The sequence below is a fragment of the Vibrio alfacsensis genome (genome assembly GCF_019670485.1).
Lineage (GTDB): Bacteria > Pseudomonadota > Gammaproteobacteria > Enterobacterales > Vibrionaceae > Vibrio > Vibrio alfacsensis.
The window spans coordinates 283,118-303,514 of sequence record NZ_AP024166.1 but is presented as its reverse complement, the minus strand read 5'-3'; the positions used below and the strand labels follow the sequence as shown (position 1 = coordinate 303,514).

The window sequence follows — 20,397 nt, the reverse complement described above, 5'->3', positions numbered from 1 at the left end:
AAAAGGGAGTATGAATACTCCCTTTTTATTAGTTGAATCAGCACACATTGGTGCACTGGAACTGAATTAGTGCACTGGAACTGAATTTTTTTGATTGAACTTACCAAAATACTGTTCTAGAACTTCCGGAGTCAGTTTTCCTTCCGCTTCAAGCTTTTTCAGTTGTTCTACAATCTCTTTCTGCTCTTCTAGCGATGGCAGTTTTACTTCTGGCTCTTGAGCGGCTTCTTGAGAAATTTGCTCAAGTTCTTTTTCGAAGTCATTCATAGTATTTACCTAATCTATAGTCATGAAACTTGTCAATTATCGCTATTCTATCCAACTCTACAGCTTGAAGCTACCAACCATCTTATCTAAGCGGGAGGATAACGCCTGAAGGTCACGGCTCGCATCCGCTAACTCCTCTGCGGTTGCCGTGGTCATCTCGTTGATAGCGTTAATCTCTTCAATATTTTGGTTGATCGTATAAACCACCGTCGACTGTTCTTCTGTGGCCGTCGCGACTTGAGTATTGCGATCAGAAATATCCATGATTCGTTCCGAAATACTTTTTAGCACTTCAACCGCTTCATCTGTTGATGTCACACCCTCAAAGGTAATCGCTTTACCCGCTTCCATCGCGGTAACCGCATCTTGAGCATCGCTTTGCAGCTGATTAATCATCTTCTGAATTTCTTCTGTAGAAGATGCGGTACGAGAGGCAAGGTTTCTGACTTCATCAGCAACCACAGCAAAGCCTCGTCCTTGTTCCCCTGCGCGAGCAGCTTCGATAGCTGCATTAAGTGCAAGCAAGTTCGTCTGATCAGAAATGTCACGGATAACGTCCAAGATCGAGCCGATGTCTTTGGTCGTTGTGGCAAGCTGAACCACTACCATACTTGTCGATTCAACATCATTCGCAAGACGACTGATCACATCTTTTGCTTGGGTAACCACTTGGCGACCTGTTTCCGTATTATTTGAAGCTTGACTCGCCGTATCCGCAGCGATTGCTGCATTGGACGCGATCTCGCTTATCGTTGCACCCATTTGGTTAATCGCTGTCACAACCTGAATCGTTTGATCGCGTTGCTCTTGACTATTATCGTGTGTCGATGTCGCTTTACTCGAAACACTCTCCGCAGCTTGACTTAACGCACCACTGGTTAACGATACTTCTTTCATCGTGGCATGGATTTTTTCAATGAAACCATTAAAGCCTTTTGAAAGCTGTGCGATTTCATCATTGCCTTTAATTTCAATACGCTGAGACAGATCGCCTTCACCCTCGCCAAGATCTGTGAAGCGGTTCGCAATCTGTTTAATCGGGTTTGTGATGCTATTTGCAAGCAAGACGCCCATTGCAATGAACACCAACGCAACAATCACGGTTGTCATTAGCATTTTTTCACCGGTAGCGTTGAGGTCAGCAAAAACTTCATTGACTGGCACTACGCCAATCACAAACCAATCCATTGATGGTACGTATTGGCTAGAGACAAACATCTCTTGCCCCTCAAACTCCATCGTTACCAAATTAAAACGCTCTTTGTTCAATAAGTGAGACGCTTGATTACCAAATAGCTGATGAATAGAGGCTTTATTTTTGCCTGGCTGACGGTGAATTTGAATATCACCTTGACTATTGGTTAAGAACACATAACCCGTATCTTGGATTTTGAATCCATTCAGCAGCTTTACCATGTCATCCATTGACTTAGACAGGCCTGCCATCGAAATACCTGCAAGGTCTTGGTAGTTCGCAAACATCTTAACTTCACCAGTGGTCTCTTGGAACACACTGACAGACATGCCTTGTCCTGATGACGTAAAACCAAAAAACCAAGCGTCTTGAGAGCGATTTAACTGACGTAAAAACCCGTTTTGGTTCCAGTAATACGCCGTCTGACGGTTTGCAACAGAAGCATCATTCAGCTGGTACTGTGATTTCACATTATTCAGTTGTTTTACAAGCTGTGCTTCTTCTACTGGGTTACGATCGGTTTTCGATAACGCTTCAACCACGAATTCATTGGTTGCCAGTTGCTTAGCCGCTTGCTGCATCTGAACAACTTCACGATCAATTTCTGTATTGATTTGTTGCAGCATGGCTGGCAATTCAATATCAATAAGACGGTGGCTAAGCACCGCACGAGCATGATGTTGCGCCATAACACCAACAATAATAGTGGATGCAAGAACAGCAAAAGTAATGCCGAGTACCACTTTTTGTTTAATACTCAGAGAATTAGGTTTGAACATATCTGGACCTTAAAAGAATCACTCGTTATTTTCTGTATGACGATAATTTCTGCGCAAAGGCATGAAATTTTGCGCATATCTTTTTCTTATGCGCGGCATGCAATCTATATCGACCAGGACAGGTAGAACTAGAGAAATTTCTCACATTATTTTGCAATCGTGATGTAACGAGCTGTTTGGCAAGTAAATTCAAACTTTTTAACGCCTTGCAATCAATTTCTTAGCCCCAATATTGCAAAGATAAATTACGCAGACGTAGTGGAACTTTTAACTCCTAGAAAGTGACCAATACTCAAAACCAAAATCAAATGGATACCCAGAGAGTTCAACAATGCACAAAACGAACTTCAAAGCGCTGCAAAGCTATTTAGAGTCTCAGATCATTGGCCAACATGATCTCGTCAAACAACTGCTTATCGCTCTACTGGCCGATGGGCATATTTTGGTTGAAGGTCCTCCAGGACTTGCAAAAACTCGTGCCGTAAAATCGCTTGCCGATTGCATTGAGGGTGATTTCCACCGCATTCAGTTTACGCCAGACCTTCTGCCTGCTGATTTAACGGGTACTGATATCTTCCGACCAGAAACTGGCGAGTTCACTTTCCAATCTGGTCCGATTTTTAACTCATTGATTCTTGCCGATGAAATCAACCGTGCCCCTGCAAAAGTTCAAGCTGCAATGCTAGAAGCCATGGCAGAAAAACAAGTCACCGCTGGTCGTCATACTTACGCCCTACCAGAATTATTCTTGGTTATGGCCACTCAAAACCCGATTGAACAAGAGGGAACTTACCCACTACCAGAAGCGCAACTAGACCGCTTCTTATTACATCTGGATGTCGATTACCCAGATGCGGAGCACGAACTTGCGATTCTACGAATCAACCGCGGAGAAGCAAAAGGCGAAGCGGTGGCTGAGCGACCAAATTTAAGTCAGCAAGATATTTTTACTGCACGTAAAGAAGTCCTTAATATTCATATGGCAGATGCCATTGAGCAATACATTGTGCGTCTTGTTATGGCGACTCGTCAGCCAAGTGATTACGATCAAGAGCTTGCAAAATGGCTATCGATGGGTGTGAGTCCACGTGCCACTATTGCATTAGACCGCTGTGCTCGTGCTCATGCTTGGTTAGTAGGCCGTGACTTCGTGTCTCCCGAAGACGTACAGGCGATGGCTTACCCGGTATTGCGTCACCGCTTATTGTTGAGTTACCACGCCCAAGCAGAGGGCATCACAGCAAATCGAGTGATCGATAAGCTACTCAGTTTAGTCGGTAGCGCATAGGTAAAAGGTGGCAATATGTCTGCACTCAAGCTATTGCCACCCCATGCAAATGGGGTGACATTAACCCTCGAAGAATTACTTCAATACCGTACTCAATCTGTTCGTTGGTTACCTCCTGCCCAAAGTATTTGGTCACAAATGAGTGGCAACCATACAAGCCGACAAAAAGGGCGCGGGATGGATTTCATGGAAGTGAGACAGTATCAAGCTGGTGATGATATTCGCAGCATCGACTGGCGAGTTACCGCACGAACGGGTAAAGCACACACCAAATTGTTTGCTGAAGACAAAGAACAAGCGGTGATCTTGTACATCGATTTGAGTCCAAGTATGCACTTTGGATCGCAATACGTTTTGAAGTCGGTTCAATTGGCACACTTTGCAAGCGTGCTGATTTGGCTGACATTAGCCAAGAAAGATCGCATTGGGGCCGTGATTGATGATGGTCAAAAATGCATTGAGTTCCGTCCATCATCATTACAGAAGCAAGGGCTAAGAATTCTTGATGCAATAGTGAATACTCACAATCAATTGATTACCAATCAACAAATGGAAAGTGTACGTCACCTCCCATACGAGAGCGCAATTGAAACTCTGCACAATCTAGCACCTAAAGGTAGCGAGTTGATTCTATTGAGTGATTTTGTGCGGATGGAAGAAAAAGAGTTCATGCAACTGCGTCGATTAAAGCAACACAACAGTGTTCGTGCAGTACAATTTTACGATCCACTTGAGCGAGGTGAAACGGATTACCGAGGTCAAGCTAAAGCCTCCGACGGACAACGTAGCCAATGGTTCAACTTTGGTTCAAAAGGGCAACGTAAAGAACTGGAATCCCATTTTTTGAAACACCAACAGACCGTCAAACAGCAATGTCATTCGATGGCCATTCCATTTAACAGCCTGTCGAGTGGCTCACCGCTGATCCCGCAGTTAAGCTAGACAAAATAAATCATATAATTCATTCAAGCAGTAGTAACAATAATGACAACAACTAACCAAAGCCTAAACCTTGAACCGTTAATTCTACCTAATGCACCCGATTGGTTCCCACTAGCATGGGGATGGTGGGCTGTGCTTGGTGGTCTCGTACTCATCATAAGCATATTTTGTATCTATGCGAGATGGCGTTCCAAGCGTCTTTTAGCTAAAAAGACCGCTTTGAAACTATTGATCAATCCAATCACACCACATTCACCATCTTCTGCATTAGAAGTGTTACGCCAAGCGGCTTTGAGTTATTTCCCTCGTGCAGAGATTGCCCCATTGACAGGCTCTGCTTGGTACGAGTTTCTGGACAGTTATACCAAAGAAACTCGATTCGTAGACAAACAACAACAATGGCAAGCCGCGCTTTATCAAAAGTCTAGCCAAGAGCACCACCAAGACCTCATTGATGATTGTGCTTTCTGGGTAGCAACCGCATTGCCACCAAAGAAAAAGGCAAAAACTCGTGACTGAGACAACTCTCGTTTCGAGCCTTTCTCAGTGGTCGAACATTGAATTTGTCTGGTGGTGGGCACTACTTTTACTGCCTCTACCTTGGCTGGTTTATAAGTTCTTCCCTGAAGAGACTCAGCAAGCTGAAATCAAACTGGCATATCTTCCAGATAACAAACACAGCAATAAACCAAAACAGTGGGTACAAAAAGCCCTATCTATTGGTGTATGGATATTGTTAGTTATCGCCTGCGCTCGCCCCGTTTGGTATGGCGACCCGGTTGAATTTCAACCTAAATATCGTGACATGATGTTAGTCGTTGACCTATCTGGCTCAATGCAAAAAGAAGACATGAACGATAATGGCGAATATATCGACCGTCTCACCGCGGTAAAAAGAGTTCTATCTGACTTTGTTAAGAAGCGCGATGGTGACCGTCTTGGCGTTGTGCTGTTTGGCGATCATGCTTACTTACAAACACCACTCACTGCCGATCGTAAGACCGTCATGCAACAAATCAACCAAACGGTTATAGGTTTAGTCGGCCAACGCACTGCGATAGGTGATGGTATTGGCTTAGGTACAAAAACCTTTGTCGATAGCGACGCCCCTCAACGCGTAATGATTCTCCTCAGTGACGGTAGCAATACGGCGGGTGTGTTAGATCCTATCGAAGCGGCAGAAATCGCGAAAAAGTATAACGCGACAATTTATACCGTTGGTGTAGGCGCTGGTGAGATGATGGTGAAAGACTTCTTTATGACTCGCAAGGTAAACACCGCATCTGATCTTGATGAGAAAACACTCACCCAGATTGCACAGATAACCGGAGGCCAATACTTCCGAGCTCGTAATGCCCAAGAATTAGAAAAGATCTATGACACCATCAATCAATTAGAACCCGTATCTAGTGACACTCAAACTTGGCGACCTCAGTCGGAGTGGTTCCCTTACCCACTGAGCGCAGCATTGGCTCTTTCCGCGTTTCTGTTTGTATTAAGGAGAAGACATGGCTGAGTTTACTTTCCTAACCCCATATTGGTTGCTAGGCTTGCTCGTTATCCCTGTCGTGCTTGCTCTCAACAGCCAGTACAAAGGTAAAAAATCATCATTAATTGCTCCACACTTGGCTAGAATGCTTGGACACTCAGTAAAAGCAAAGCATTTCTATTCCGTCTGGGGACTTGCTTGGGCTATCGCTTGTATCGCTTTAGCTGGCCCAAGTTGGCAATCCAATACCCGTCCAAGTTTTGAGCTAAGCCAAAACCGCGTGATGGTGTTGGATATGTCACGTTCTATGTACGCAACCGATGTGAAACCAAATCGACTTACGCAAACTCGCTACAAAGCGCTTGACCTCCTGCCTAAATGGAAAGAAGGCTCAACCGGTTTAGTTGCCTATGCTGGCGATGCTTATACATTAAGCCCTTTGACAACGGATTCCAGTACGCTTGCAGGCATCATCGAGCATCTCTCTCCAGAGCTTATGCCCTATCAAGGTTCAAATTTACCTTCAGCTATTGAAACAGCGCTTGGTCAGTTTACCCAGGCGGGTGTAAATCAAGGCGACATTGTGGTTTTAGCGGATGATTTGGATGACAGTGAGCTAACGCGCTCACTGAGCCTGTTAAATGGCAAAGACATTCGTGTGTCTGTTCTCGCTATCGGTACAGCTGATGGCGCACCAATTGCTCTTCCTGATGGGTCGCTAATGAAAAATCAGCAAGGTAATACGATTGTCGCTAAAACCAATCTGAAGAACTTACAAACACTCGCAAAAAAAACGGGTGGTCTATTTGTGCCCGTTCAACACAATAACCGGGATGTTAATAGCATTGCGACATTTACTAATGGCGCTGGAAGTCATCTTGCAGCGAAGCAAAGCGAAGACGTAAAAATGGACTCTCGCTTAAACGGCGGTTTTTGGCTACTGCCTTTACTGCTTATTCCGGCAACCCTGCTCTTTCGTCGAGGCATGATTTGGGTACTGCTCGCCTCCGTACTGCCAATGACTTGGACGCCAAAAGCGGAAGCAAATGCGTTCTTAAACCAAAACCAACAAGGCGAACAACTCTACCAACAAGGTGAATACGAAAAAGCGCAAAGTGCCTTTACCGATCTAAATTGGAAAGGTGCCGCAAGCTATCAAGCGGGAGATTATGAAAGTGCAATTCAAGCCTTTTCAAACAATAAGACGCTTGATGGACGTTACAACTTGGCAAACGCACTGGCTCAAAATGGCCAGCTCGAAGATGCCGCCGATTTGTACAAGCAGTTGGTAGATGAAAAACCTGATTTTGAGGCGGCTAAAAAGAATCTGTCGGTTGTGGAGGAGAAACTGAAGCAACAGCAGCAACAGCAGCAACAGCAGCAACAGCAGCAACAGCAGCAACAGCAGCAACAGCAGCAACAGCAGCAACAGCAGCAACAGCAGCAACAGCAGCAACAGCAGCAACAGCAGCAACAGCAGCAACAGCAGCAACAGCAGCAACAGCAGCAACAGCAGCAACAGCAGCAACAGCAGCAACAGCAGCAACAGCAGCAACAGCAGCAACAGCAGCAACAGCAGCAACAGCAACAGCAGCAACAGCAGCAACAAAAGTCTCAAAATGACACTGAACAAGAGCAAGGACAGCAGTCACAAAACCCACAAAAATCTGAAAATAAAAAAGAAAAGCACAAAACTGAGCAACAAAAAGTGAAACAAGAAGAGACACAAGGCGAGCAAAAAGGTGAACCAATACAAGCACAAGCTCAACCAGACAAAACCCATCAGGATGATCCTGAGTTTCGCCGACTTGAAGCCGTAGAAAGTGCACGAGATCCAAGTTTTTTACTTCGTGCACAAATGCAGTTACAAGCTCAGCAAAAACAACGTCCACAACAATCAAATAAGGAGTGGTAAGTCATGATGAAAAAAGGCGCAAAACTGGTCTTTGTTCTGATGGCCGGCCTACTAACTAGTATTTCGGTTTTTGCTCAAAGCCTTCAAGCTAGTGTGAATAAAACACAAGTAGCTCAAAACGAAGTGATCAACTTAAGGGTAGTAGCAGATACTGAGCTAGGATCCGATGCGATTAATTTCAATGTATTGAAAAAAGACTTCTTTCTCGGACAGCCTCGTTATGGCCGTTCGAGCAACAACATTAATGGTCACAAATCCGTTCGAACTGAATGGAGCATCTCAATTGCACCAATGAAAAATGGCATCGTGACAATTCCGAGCTTTACCGCTGATGGAATGAAAACCGAGCCGATTCAACTGCGAGTGACGAAAGATCAAGCCGAACCAAATTTGGATGATTTATTCCACTTCGATATGAGTGTCGACAACCACACTTTATATCCACAGCAGTCGGCTACGCTTCGAATGCAACTGATGATCAAAGTTGATCCTCATCGTTTGGATAACCCTCAAATCATACCGCCTAGTATTGACGGAATGAAGCTAGAAGCAACCGGCGAAATGAAGCAAGGTCAACGTGTCATTGATGGCCTTGAAGTTACCATTGTTGAACAAGCATTCCGCATAACCGCTGAGCAACCAGGAACTTACACACTTTATGGTCCAAAACTGACTGGCTCATACGTCTACGGTGATAGTTTAACCGGCTCAACTAAGGTCATGCCAATTAACACGACGGCGCAACAGATGCCAATTACCGTAAAACCAATTCCTAGTGATATCAAAGGAAACTGGTTACCAGCTTCGGCGTTAGAAATCACTCAAAGTTGGCAAGATGATCAAGGTAACTCTCTGTCTGCGAATACCGTAAACACAGTAAAACAGGGCTCATCCATCACTCGCACCATACGCATTAAAGCACGAGGTACACAAGAGGAATATTTGCCACGTATTAACATTGCCTACCCTAACTCGTTGCGCGTATATCCTGAACAGCCGCAATTTAATACTGGCAGAGATGGCATTGTAACCATGACGATCAAACAAGTCATTATTCCTACAGAAGTTGGCGAAGTCTCATTGCCAAGCTATAGCGTAAATTGGTGGGACAGTAATCTCGACCAAGCGAAACAGGCAAGTATTGGCGAGCTTAAGCTTGTCGTAGAAAAAAGTGACAGCGGATTGATCTCATTGGCAGATAACGTCCAAGCTACCCAGCCAACAACGCAACCATCTACAACGGTCACACACACGGGTGTCGATTCTCTATGGCGGACGCTCACCTTTATATTTGGCTCGTTATGGATTATCTCTTCCACCATTGCCGTCATTCTATGGAAAAAGCGCGGTACTAAGAATGAAAAAAGAACCGAGAACGCAAGTTCTCAACCTTCTCCCCAACAATTAGCAGACACTATTAAGCAAGGTGATTGTGCCAAAATTGAACGTGCGGTTAATGATTACCTTCAAGCACACCATTGTGATCACTCTTCAGAAGCGGTGCTCGCGGTTAAAGAAGAGTTAAGCGTAATGAATCAGGCGCGCTTTGGTACAAATCAACACCCATGGAAAGCAGATAATCTGCTGAGTAAAATCAAACAACTGGCCAAGACGAAGCAACGTCGACCTAGCCACCAGCTAGAGAAACTTTAAAGTCACAACAAAACTGCCGCGATAGCAACACAAAAGCAAAAACAAAGCGGTAAATACAAATGGCAGCTCACCATGAGCTGCCATTTTAGTTGATATCTTCAACGCCGATTGATCGACCACTTGTTTATTATCAGGGTCGTACAATGGCGATCAAGTCTTAATTAGTACAGATCAAGGTAATCCAATATTCGACTATTCGGTAAGCTCTCGGTCATCGGAACTACACATAAAAACACAATTTCGACCATTATGTTTAGCCAAATACAACGCTTTATCAGAGAGTTGATACAAGTAGTCAAAGTTAAACTCATTTCCTAACGTTTGATAACAAGCACACCCAACCGATACCGTCAGCAGCTGTCCCTCTGGATTATGGCAATGTTTGATTGCTTCATTTTCAATACTGCCGCGAATACGCTCAGCTCGCTGCTTAACGTCACCACAGTTCGCACCAATCATCAGTAACGCGAACTCCTCACCTCCAATTCGACAAAACACCTCGTCTTCATCTTTGGTGTGATTTTCAAGAATATTGCCAATCCTCATCAAGGCAATATCTCCCTCCAAATGGCCATAGTGATTATTGAACAAACCAAAATGGTCGATATCAATTAAAATCAGCCCAAATGAAATCACCTCATTATGGTCGAACATGCAATACTTTTGCATGACATGCTCCAACATACGGCGATTTCCCAAACGCGTTAGGGGATCTAATTTCGACAATACTTCGAGTTGATGGTTGGCCTCTTCCAGCTCTTTCGTACGTTTATTCACTTCTTGCTCTAGGTTTTCATTCAACGCTCTAATGGCTTCCTGCGCCTGAGTTCGTTGAAGAACCTCCACTAGACTCGAAGCAAACATGCGAATCACCTCACGTAACTGAGAAGTCAATGGTGCACGTGTCAAAAGGTTATCTACAGCGATAAACGCAATCGGAACACCTCGATTGGACGTTAACACCGTCATTGCTGCCCAGCCAAAACCAACAATATTGCAATTGTGATAAATCGGCACCGATTCTTCGAAAGCGACATCATTGGGCATAGAGCGTGCTAAATTAATTAGCGAAAAATCTTGCGTCTGTTCATAAAAATACGACTCATCAACGACCTTGCCTTGAATGTTGGTTCCCCACGTTCCTTTCATGTATGAGCAATCTTCATCGGTCAAAAACACCGCCATACGGTCGATGCCCAAATTGTTGATCGCAAAAGTGACCGCTGACTTACATACGTCGCTGACCGTTGTACAGCGAGAAAGCTCTACCATGCTAGAATGCAGCATACGAACATTCTGCTCTTGTCTCTTGCGGATAAATATTTGAGAAAAAAGTGAACCGAACGATTCCAACATTTGCTTTTGATAATCAGTGATGGGTTTACGGTGAATGAAATTATCAAGAGCAAACCAACCAAATGGTTTCTCATTGTCTCTCAAAATAAGCATGGCATTCCAGCCAAGGCCAACCACTTTTCCAGCCGTATAAATTGGGGTATTTTCAATCACGACTAAGTTGCATTCTACGTTTGATAACGCTTCGATGTATTCTTCACTCAACTGGTGAAGATCATACTGTGTATGAAATTCATCAATGGTGTCTCCGGCTTCATTCGTACCATATGTTCCGCTAAAGCTACGCTTTTTCATATCAAGTAGCATCAGCGTTGAGCGATCGAAGCCCAAGCGTTCACGCAGCGCATCGACCGCTTTAAGATAAAGTTCTTTAAGAGAATCTGGGTTAGAGATGTCTAATGCTACTTGCTGAACAAGTTTCATATTATCAATAAAACGCTCACGTTGACTTATTTCATCAACGTATTTTGCTTCTCGAGCATCTCGCTGTTTTATTTCCTGTGACGCGTTTTTTTCCGCGCGAATACATTGCCAACGAGAAGCTGCAAGCTGCATCGCATCATAGCTTTGCTCATAAATATTGTGGGCAGTATGCTCATGAACGTTTTGAATGAGTAAATAGGTGCGTTTAATCGGCGTGTTATCGAGCATCATGATATAGCTTTCACCACCAAGATCATCGGTGTGGTTCCAGTTACAAGTATTAATGGCTAAAGGGATAATGCTCTCTGAAGTATCAAACTGACTGGCCCAGTTCCAAAAGGACTCTGGATACTTGCGGATAGAATAAAACTCTCCTTGAACAAATCGAAGTGAGTCTAATGGGTTGGTTAGTGGGTCATCAAATATCGCGATTGCGCTAGGCCCAAAGTGCTGTTCTAAATACTGGAATATCGCTTCGGCTAACAACCGGTGATCTCTTGTAGAAGAGACGGTTCTTGTAAAACGTTTTAAACTCATCCAGCCAACCCTACCGACGCATTATCTTTGAATGAAAGCTACTTACGTACGCATATGCAATCAATGGCAATTAAATTGGGCTGTTAAGTCTTTCGCAAAAAATGTCCTCTTAATTTCACAATCGAGAACCTTTCAACATTTTTAGACCAGTGTTTCATTGGAATTACATACTGCAAATAAAAAAGGCCCCTCATTGAGAGGGGCAAGATTTCCATCGCTTATAGTTATTTTTTGTACCAGTAAATACTGAAATCAACCGAAGTCGCCATTTACGTAACCCTGAGTACGGTCGTCTTTCGGCTCACTAAAGATAATTTGTGTATCATCATGCTCAACCAACTCTCCCATCAAAAAGAACGCAGTACGATCTGAGATACGACGCGCTTGTTGCATTGAGTGTGTCACGATGACGATGGTGTAGTTCTTCTTCAGCTCTTCCATCAATTCTTCAATTTTGTGTGTTGCAATAGGATCAAGCGCCGATGTCGGTTCATCCATTAGAATCACATCCGGTTCCATTGCAATCGTACGCGCAATACACAAACGCTGCTGCTGACCACCAGACAAACCAAATGCGTGTGATTTAAGACGGTCTTTAACTTCATCCCATAGCGCTGCACTTCTTAAAGATTGCTCAACAACTTCGTCAATGTGCTTCTTATCTTTGATGCCTTGTGCGCGGAGGCCGTACGCCACGTTCTCGTAGATACTCATCGGGAATGGGTTTGGTTTTTGGAACACCATACCTACTTTGATACGAAGATCCGCTACGTCGATGTTGCCATAGATATCTTCACCGTCCATGGCCAGTTTACCAGTGATCTTCACCCCTTCGATGAGATCGTTCATGCGGTTCAAACAGCGTAAAAGCGTTGATTTACCACAACCAGATGGGCCAATTAACGCAGTGACTTGGCGAACAGGAATTGGTAGGTTGATTGATTTCAGTGCTTGGTTGTCGCCGTAAAACAGGTCTAGGTTTTCAATATCAAACTTGTTCATTGTCTTAATCTCTTAAATCTTGAATTCGTGTCTTTTTACTTACGTTCTAAATTGATTTTGTTAGTAAGTTGCTGTGTTAAAACGTCGTGCAATCAGTTTTGTGAACATGTTGATCAAAAGAACAACGACAATCAGCACTGTTGCGGTACCGTAAGCCTGGTTCCATTCCTCAATGGTAAACAGTTCGGTAGTCAGTTTGTATAGGTGAACAGTCAGCGTACGACCTGAATCCAATAAAGAATCCGGAATACGAGCAACCATACCTGCTGTCAGGAATACTGGAGCAGACTCACCAATGACACGACCAATACTTAGAATGACCGAAGTTAAGATACCTGGCATTGCGCTCGGAAGAATCAAACGCCAGATAGTGTAAATCTTAGATGCACCTAGGCCGTATGAGCCCTCACGGTACGTTTGTGGTACTGCCATCAACGCTTCTTCCGTCGTACGGATGATAACTGGCAGGATTAGGATACTTAGCGTCAATGCACCCGATAGAATCGAGAATCCAAGGCCAAGAATCGCCACGAAAAACGTCATACCGAACAGACCGAAGATGATCGACGGGATACCCGCCAACGATTCTGTACAGAAACGGATGACTTTCACCAAACGGCTGCCTACTTTCGCATATTCAGTTAAGTAAATAGCCGTCATGATACCGAGTGGCGCTGCCACTGCGATTGACGCGATAACCATGTAAATCGTCGACACAATCATTGGGAAGATGCCATGCTCTTCACCTGTGCGCGTATAGTCATCAGTAATAAAATTCCAATCTACGTGTTGTAGACCATTCGATAGGATGTACCAGATAATCCAGAACAAGAAACCTACCGTAAGAGCTGCCGAAGTCCAAACTAATGCATTAAAAATATTGTCTTTGAACTGACGTGCTTGTTTAAGTTTTACGCGATCCATATTAGTCACCTTTAACGAGCGATTATTTCGCTTTTTCTCGGTTTAGGTACAGCAGTACTGCATTCAAAGACATGATGAAGACCAGAAGTACAACACCTGTCGCGTAGAGCGCATTCGCATGAATACCACTTGCGTAAGACATCTCAATCGCGATGTTTGCGGTTAGCGTACGCGCTGAATCGAGTATGCCCTCTGGCATTGCAGGTGCATTACCCATCACCATGATGATCGCCATGGTTTCACCTAATGCACGGCCAATACCCAAGATCACACCCGTCATGATGCCTGAACGAGCCGCAGGAACGAGTAGTTTAAAGATGGTGTAGACTTTTGAAGCGCCTAGTGCCAACGACCCCTCTTTGTATGTACGAGGTACCGCTCGGATAGACGTTTCAGATACGGTGATAACGGTTGGAAGAATCATCACACCTAAAACAATAATACCCGCCAAGATGGTGTTACCTGCTGGCACATTGAATACGTTTTGAATCAATGGAACGATGATAACGAGGCCAAAGAAGCCGTAAACCACCGACGGAATACCCGCTAGCAGCTCAACTGCAGGACGAATAACATCAGCCAAACGTTTTGGTGCAATTTCTGCGATAAAGATAGCGGTCAAAACACCAATTGGTACACCCACAATCACCGCGCCCGCCGTAGAAACGATGGATGCCACAATCATAGTTGCAACACCGTACAGTGCCGGTGGTAGCCAGTTTTGGCCTAGAACGATGCCCGAGACGCCCGCTTCTTGGAATGCTGGGATACTCTCTCGAACGATGAAGTATGCGATAACTGCTAATGATACGATGCCGATTACAGCACTCGTTAGGAACAAGCCGTGGAAGATGCGCTCTTTCCAGTCGACGCGGCGTTTTTCGCGTAGGCCTGGCTTGCTGATCGCTTTTGCGTCAGTAGTCATAAGCTTTTCACTATTGGTTGCGATGGTCATAAAAATCTCACGGTTCTTGGCAATGGCGTCGAACACAATGGATAGAAAAGGCTCAGCCCGAAACGTTGGGCTGAGCAAACTTTAGAGTCCCGATAGGATTAGTTAACTGAGATGTAACCTTTTTGGTCAACTAGCGCTTGCGCTTCGTCAGTTAGCATCCAGTCTAGGAATTTTTGAGTTTCAGCTGATGGCTTGCCATCTTTGTAAAGAACAAGGAATGGACGAGCCACTTTGTATGAGCCGTTCTTCACGTTGTCTACTGATGCTTCAACACCGTCGATTGGCAATGCATTTACAGAGCTATCTACCGTGCCTAGCGAGATGTAGCCAATTGCGTATGGGTTAGAAGCAACCATTGTTTTCAATGCACCGTTGCCATTTGCAACTTGAGCGCGTTGAGAGATTGCAGATACTTTCATACCAGAAACTTTCATTTTTAGAGACATGATGTCTTCGAATGCGCCGCGAGTACCAGAAGCCGTATCACGAGTGATTGCGACGATTGGTTTATCTGCACCGCCAACATCTTTCCAGTTTGTTACTTCACCTTTGTAGATAGCAGTAACTTGGTCTGCCGTTAGGCCTGCCAGTTTATTTTGTGGGTTTACAACTACTGCAATACCGTCAAGAGCAACGGTCTCTTCTTTAAGAGAAGATTCTTTCTCATCGTCTTTTAGGTTACGAGAAGACATACCTAAGTCCGCTGAACCGTTTTTCGCTGCTTTAACACCAGCAGATGAACCAGGGCCTTGAACTTCAATAAATACATTTGGGTTTGTCTTCATGTATGTTTCAGAGAAAACTTCCATCAGTGGCGTTACGCTGCTAGAACCCACTGCAGAGATAGTTTCTTTAGCAGAAACAGGAGTCACTGCCATTGCGCCTAGAAGTGCGATTGCACCGATTACTGTCTTTTTCATCACAATTTCCTTTAAGTGGCTTCATTGCCGTTGTTTTTCACTTGAACGGTGCTCACTTTAGAATCCTATTGTGACAGTTGTGTTTCACTTCGTTGAAGCCTATGTGACACGTTAAAGAACACTATTATTTAACGCCTATTTTCCCAGCTCATTGCGGCTTATATGTGCAAAGTCGAGATTTAGAGGCTTAGCCGATCTCAAGAAAACAGCCATGATTAGGGCTTGTCGATAGAATAATCGAGAAAGAAATTTAAGATTTAATGGCAAAAAAAAAGTCCGAACAATATGTTCGGACCTCTGAGATAGGTGAGCAATTTGCTGAAATTTAATCTTCAGCGCTTGGCTCTGCAGGCTTTTTCTTAGGGATAAACACGTTGTCACCCACAGCCACGTTTTGGTAGTAACTTTTGTCACGTTTAGCAGGCGCTTTTGCAACTTTCTTCGCTTGAGGACGAGCTTTTGGCGTTGCTGCTTTCTTATTACGGAAATCCTGTTTCTTCGGTTTCAGGCCGGTAAACTTACCTTTTAAGCCATCAAGTACAGAGAAATTTAGATCCTGCTGTAGGTACGCTTCCACGCGCTTAAAGCTATCCCAGTCTTTTGGACCAACAAGCGAAACTGCATCGCCCTTGTTACCTGCACGACCAGTACGACCAACACGGTGTACGTACTCTTCTGTATGCTTTGGCATATCAAAGTTGATTACGTGAGTAACGGTTGAAATATCCAAGCCACGAGATGCTACGTCCGTGGTAACCAAAATCTTGAACACTGCACGTTCAAACTGACTCATGATGGTATTACGTTGCGTTTGGTTTAAGTTGCCACTTAATGCCACCGCTTTAAGCTTTTTCTCATTCAGCTTATTGGTTAAACGCTCAGTATCGTCACGCGTTGCAGTAAAGATAATAACCTGACGGTATTCCGCTTCTTCTAAGACGCGCTCAAGAATCGCTTCTTTATGATCTAGGTGATCGCATAAGTAGAATTTTTGCTCAATATCTTTGTGCTGTTCATTGGATACGCCAATAGCGATGCGCTTTGGTGCATTCAACATCTCTGCTGCAATATCGTTCACTTCAGCGTGGTCTAGTGTTGCTGAAAACATCAACGTTTGACGACGACGGTGTTTAGCCGCTTTATGAATACGGCGCAACTCTGGAGCAAAACCAAGATCTAGCATGCGGTCTGCTTCATCTAAGATCAGTGTTTCTAATCCATCAAGGTAAAGAGAACGGTGTTCCAAATGGTCCGCTAAACGTCCTGGCGTTGCCACGATAAACTTAGGGTAACGACGAAGCGCTTTCACCTGATCGTTAAAGTTCTCACCACCAAGAATCAAAGTCGCATCATAGGTTAAACCTGCCAGCATAGAGCGAAGTTCACCATACACCTGTTTTGCAAGTTCACGCGTCGGAGCAAGAATCACTGCACGAGGATCTTTCGCAGAAAAAGATTTCGTCTTAAGAGACTTGTGAAGCATTGGCAATACAAACGCCAAAGTCTTGCCCGAACCCGTTTTCGAAGATGCCAGTAGATCCTTACCGGCAATCGCTACAGGTATTGCCTGCTTCTGAATGTCAGTCGGTTTTTTAAAATCGTAGTGTTTTAGGTTCTTCAACAATCGGTTGTCTAGGCCCAGATCTTTAAATTGCAAAGTATTCTCCAATAAATCAATAAGCGTCTCAGCGCTTTCTCAGTGTCATTTCCGCTTTAAATGCAGCAAAAAATAAAAGCTCGGTATAGTACCGCAAATCCTATGAGTATAGATAGAGATCACACAAACTTATTGTTCACGCGCAACGAACTTTCCATCAGAAACTTTATTTTATTGGAATATCGTCTAAATTATTGATATCAGGCAAGTGGCAAATTGACCTGTTGTAAGGCTAGCTTTTAATGTTTTTTTGACGCAGAGCTTACTTTTGTAAAGTCCAAGTAAACATTAAATGTGAGTAGCCTATGAAATTCTTGGATTTTTTTGACTTTTGCTACATCATGTACTGATAGAATTTATCCACACTTAACTCTACGACTATATGACATGTTGTTAATAGCGTAGAACTTTCACTATAAGCAAGGAGTTCTTACATGAACAAAACGTTGATCGCAGCTGCAGCAACTTCAGTACTTCTACTAGCTGGTTGTGCTTCATCTGATGATGCAGCAATGGCAAACGCAGCAAAACTAGACGAGCTAAGCAACCAAGTTAGCCAACTAAGCCAAGACGTTCAGTCTCTACAGTCTAACGTTCAAGCTGCTGGTAACGCGGCAATGTCAGCACAAGAAGAAGCAGCACGTGCAAATGAGCGTATCGACAACATCGCTCAATCTTACACTAAGTAAGATATCGCTTTACTGCCGCGCTTTAACAGCCGTTAAGGCGCGGTAATTTCTACTGGTACACCATTTTGAGCAGCAATCGTTGCTTTCGCTTTTACATCCGTCAAGCCAAATTCATCTAGCCACCAGCCCAACTCTTTTGGCAAAGACAAATCATCTTTTTCACCATTGCTACGCGTTAGCGGTTCATGCGCCTCAACAAACACACTACGGTCAGGTTCTAGCGTCACTTTCACTGGCTCATTGATAATACGTACTTTTTCTCCGCGACGTACTTTCTCAAACAACCATTCGATATCATTTGGGTCCATACGTATACAGCCCGCGCTCACGCGCATACCAATACCAAAGTCTTTATTCGTACCATGGATCAAATATTCACCGTTACCATATGCTAAGCGTAAAGCAAACAAACCGAGGGGGTTATCTGGGCCAGCTGGAACTACCGCAGGTAAATCGACGCCTTTCGCTTTGTACTCCGCTCGGATAGATGCAGGCGGAGTCCACGTTGGATTTGGCCGCTTCTGACTGATGCTCGTCGTCATCACCGGTGTATCTCTACCAATGCGTCCGATTCCAACCGGGAAGACATGCACAATGTTTTCTTTGGGTGGAAAGTAATAAAGTCTTAGCTCTGCTAGGTTAATCACGATACCTTTATGTGGTACATCCGGCAGGATTAACTGAGTAGGAATAGTAAGAACATGCCCCTCTCTAGGAAGAAAAGGATCCACGCCTTTGTTTGCCGCCATCAAAGCTAACATACCCACATCATACTGCTTCGCAATATTGGCCATCGTCTCACCATGTTGGACCACATGGTTTTCCAAACGACCAATGACACGAGCACCGTCATCTGGTAATTCATACATTTTTGCAAATGACAAACCACTCACTAAAGACAATGAAATGGATAACAGGGTACGTTTAGCGATATGCATTGATCGCTTCTTGCTAGGCATCTCTCTCTATTCCTTGGCATTTTTGAACAGCTGTAAGGTTATCTCTCTTTCTACCTTATGATCAACCATCGGCTTGTGATAATCCAGTAAAGAAAAATCCTGCCAAAGCCAAGGATTATGAATGAACTTGTTTGGTACTGCCCTAAGCTCGGGGATCCAATGTCTTATAAATGCACCATCCGCATCAAACCTTTGCCCCTGACTGATGGGATTAAAAATACGAAAGTAAGGCTGACCATCACACCCAGTTGATGCCGACCACTGCCAACCACCATTATTTGCCGCAAAATCGCCATCAACCAGTTTGCTCATGAAATAAGCCTCCCCCCAACGCCAATCAATGTGAAGATCTTTGGTTAAGAAGCTTGCGACAACCATGCGCAGTCGATTGTGCATCCAGCCAGTCGAGTTAAGTTGACGCATTGCCGCATCAATAATGGGATACCCTGTTGAACCGGTTTTCCAGCGTTCGAAAGCTTGTTCGTCGTAAGACCATTGAATCCTCTCTTCCCATGGAATGAACCCCTTACCTTTGACAAGCTTCGGTTCAAACACAAGCAAGTGCTGATAAAACTCACGCCAAATAATTTCACTCAGCCACGTTGCTTTACCATCGGACAAATCTGGTATCGAGCTCTCAGCATAAAGTCTTGCAATGCATTGCCTTGGTGAAAGCGCACCGATAGCCAAGTAAGGTGATAGCTGACTCGTTCCATCTATCGCTGGGAAGTCCCGCTCCTCTCGATACGCATCACTTCTTTCTCGCACAAACGCTCGCAGCTGGTGAAGAATCTCGCGGGTTGATACATGCCATTGTTGACTTGATTCGCGCGGATAACTGAATGAAACATTGTCATGATAACGATCTGTAAAGAGCGCACCAGATATACATTCTTCGAGTGGCGCTTGAGGTTGCGGCTTCGACACAAACGGCATTTTAAACTTCTGCAACCAAGCTCGTTTGAACGGCGTAAATACTTTAAAGTATTCCCCTTGTTTATTGAGGACCGTTGTTGGTGCATGCACACATTTATCGTGAAAGGCTTCGAACACCACACCTTGTTCATTCAACGAGCTTGAAACTTCTCTATCTAGCGATTGCTCATTCACTTCATAGTGTATATTCACCATCACTTTGCTGACCCCTAACGACGTCCCCCACCCCACAATAGTCTCAGTTACATCACAAAAGCTCGACACTTCTTGATATAGAAATGGAATGTTAAGCTCAGTCAGTTCCTCATTAAGGCAATGCAAGCGACGAGCAATCATGTCGGCTTGCATTGGCGACATATGATGTTGGTGCCACTGATCTGGCGTAGCAACAAAACAAGCGACCACGGGCTCGCCTGAACTAAGGGCTGCGCTCAATGCGGTGTGATCGACGGTTCTTAAATCACGTCGAAACCAAACCAGAATCATGTCATCTCCTTAAGAGAAAGTGCTC

The 20,397-nt window shown here is 44.3% G+C and carries 17 protein-coding genes; 7 read left to right on the top strand and 10 right to left on the bottom strand.

Features of this window, described 5'->3' with window-relative positions; all coding sequences use genetic code 11:
- Positions 1–66: 66 nt before the first annotated feature.
- The gene (locus VA249_RS16060; RefSeq protein WP_128812681.1) at positions 67–267 is read right to left on the bottom strand and encodes a restriction endonuclease subunit S; all 201 of its coding nucleotides are present in this window, start codon (positions 265–267) and stop codon (positions 67–69) included.
- Positions 268–324: 57 nt separating this feature from the next.
- Positions 325–2,241, bottom strand: coding sequence for a methyl-accepting chemotaxis protein (locus VA249_RS16055; protein ID WP_221071548.1), 1,917 nt, complete (start codon positions 2,239–2,241; stop codon positions 325–327).
- Positions 2,242–2,572: 331 nt separating this feature from the next.
- On the opposite strand from VA249_RS16055, the gene VA249_RS16050 reads away from it, so the two are divergent.
- The 6 genes from VA249_RS16050 to VA249_RS16025 are packed head-to-tail and all read left to right on the top strand — an operon-like array spanning position 2,573 to position 9,528.
- Positions 2,573–3,529, top strand: coding sequence for an AAA family ATPase (locus VA249_RS16050; RefSeq protein WP_221071546.1), 957 nt, complete (start codon positions 2,573–2,575; stop codon positions 3,527–3,529).
- A gap of 15 nt (positions 3,530–3,544) precedes the next feature.
- On the top strand, positions 3,545–4,471 hold the full coding sequence (locus VA249_RS16045) for a DUF58 domain-containing protein (protein WP_221071544.1): 927 nt from the start codon (positions 3,545–3,547) through the stop codon (positions 4,469–4,471).
- A 42-nt stretch (positions 4,472–4,513) separates the two neighbouring features.
- Complete coding sequence (locus tag VA249_RS16040; protein WP_221071542.1) at positions 4,514–4,990, top strand: DUF4381 domain-containing protein; 477 nt, start codon at positions 4,514–4,516, stop codon at positions 4,988–4,990.
- Positions 4,983–5,987, top strand: a complete 1,005-nt coding sequence (locus tag VA249_RS16035) for a vWA domain-containing protein (protein ID WP_221071540.1) — start codon at positions 4,983–4,985, stop codon at positions 5,985–5,987. Before VA249_RS16040 ends, VA249_RS16035 begins: the two co-directional genes overlap by 8 nt.
- Positions 5,980–7,875: a vWA domain-containing protein gene (locus tag VA249_RS16030; RefSeq protein WP_221071538.1), complete on the top strand. Its 1,896-nt coding sequence runs from the start codon at positions 5,980–5,982 to the stop codon at positions 7,873–7,875. Before VA249_RS16035 ends, VA249_RS16030 begins: the two co-directional genes overlap by 8 nt.
- Before the next feature lie 3 nt (positions 7,876–7,878).
- Positions 7,879–9,528 (top strand): BatD family protein, encoded by a 1,650-nt coding sequence (locus VA249_RS16025; protein WP_221071536.1) that lies wholly within the window; start codon positions 7,879–7,881, stop codon positions 9,526–9,528.
- 192 nt (positions 9,529–9,720) lie between these two features.
- Here the strand turns inward: VA249_RS16025 and VA249_RS16020 are convergent, their stop codons facing one another.
- The 6 genes from VA249_RS16020 to VA249_RS15995 form a co-directional block, all read right to left on the bottom strand.
- Positions 9,721–11,844 (bottom strand): sensor domain-containing diguanylate cyclase, encoded by a 2,124-nt coding sequence (locus VA249_RS16020; RefSeq protein ID WP_221071530.1) that lies wholly within the window; start codon positions 11,842–11,844, stop codon positions 9,721–9,723.
- Between the two features lie 252 nt (positions 11,845–12,096).
- On the bottom strand, positions 12,097–12,846 hold the full coding sequence (gene pstB, locus VA249_RS16015) for a phosphate ABC transporter ATP-binding protein PstB (protein WP_128812673.1): 750 nt from the start codon (positions 12,844–12,846) through the stop codon (positions 12,097–12,099).
- A 60-nt stretch (positions 12,847–12,906) separates the two neighbouring features.
- Complete coding sequence (gene pstA, locus VA249_RS16010) at positions 12,907–13,770, bottom strand: phosphate ABC transporter permease PstA (protein ID WP_221071528.1); 864 nt, start codon at positions 13,768–13,770, stop codon at positions 12,907–12,909.
- 22 nt (positions 13,771–13,792) lie between these two features.
- The gene (gene pstC / locus VA249_RS16005; protein WP_221071526.1) at positions 13,793–14,725 is read right to left on the bottom strand and encodes a phosphate ABC transporter permease subunit PstC; all 933 of its coding nucleotides are present in this window, start codon (positions 14,723–14,725) and stop codon (positions 13,793–13,795) included.
- A 98-nt stretch (positions 14,726–14,823) separates the two neighbouring features.
- Entirely contained in the window at positions 14,824–15,645 is an 822-nt protein-coding gene (locus VA249_RS16000; RefSeq protein ID WP_221071525.1) for a phosphate ABC transporter substrate-binding protein, read from the bottom strand.
- Between the two features lie 325 nt (positions 15,646–15,970).
- On the bottom strand, positions 15,971–17,314 hold the full coding sequence (locus VA249_RS15995; protein ID WP_221071524.1) for a DEAD/DEAH box helicase: 1,344 nt from the start codon (positions 17,312–17,314) through the stop codon (positions 15,971–15,973).
- A gap of 422 nt (positions 17,315–17,736) precedes the next feature.
- Between VA249_RS15995 and VA249_RS15990 the strand changes: the two genes are divergently transcribed.
- Positions 17,737–17,991 carry an Lpp/OprI family alanine-zipper lipoprotein gene (locus VA249_RS15990; protein ID WP_211917843.1) on the top strand — a complete coding sequence of 85 codons (255 nt, stop codon included), beginning with the start codon at positions 17,737–17,739 and terminating at the stop codon, positions 17,989–17,991.
- Positions 17,992–18,023: 32 nt separating this feature from the next.
- On the opposite strand, the gene VA249_RS15985 is transcribed toward VA249_RS15990, so the two are convergent.
- Both VA249_RS15985 and phrB read right to left on the bottom strand, forming a co-directional pair.
- On the bottom strand, positions 18,024–18,950 hold the full coding sequence (locus VA249_RS15985; RefSeq protein ID WP_221071523.1) for a L,D-transpeptidase family protein: 927 nt from the start codon (positions 18,948–18,950) through the stop codon (positions 18,024–18,026).
- A 6-nt stretch (positions 18,951–18,956) separates the two neighbouring features.
- The gene (phrB, locus tag VA249_RS15980; RefSeq protein WP_221071522.1) at positions 18,957–20,372 is read right to left on the bottom strand and encodes a deoxyribodipyrimidine photo-lyase; all 1,416 of its coding nucleotides are present in this window, start codon (positions 20,370–20,372) and stop codon (positions 18,957–18,959) included.
- Positions 20,373–20,397 lie beyond the last annotated feature (25 nt).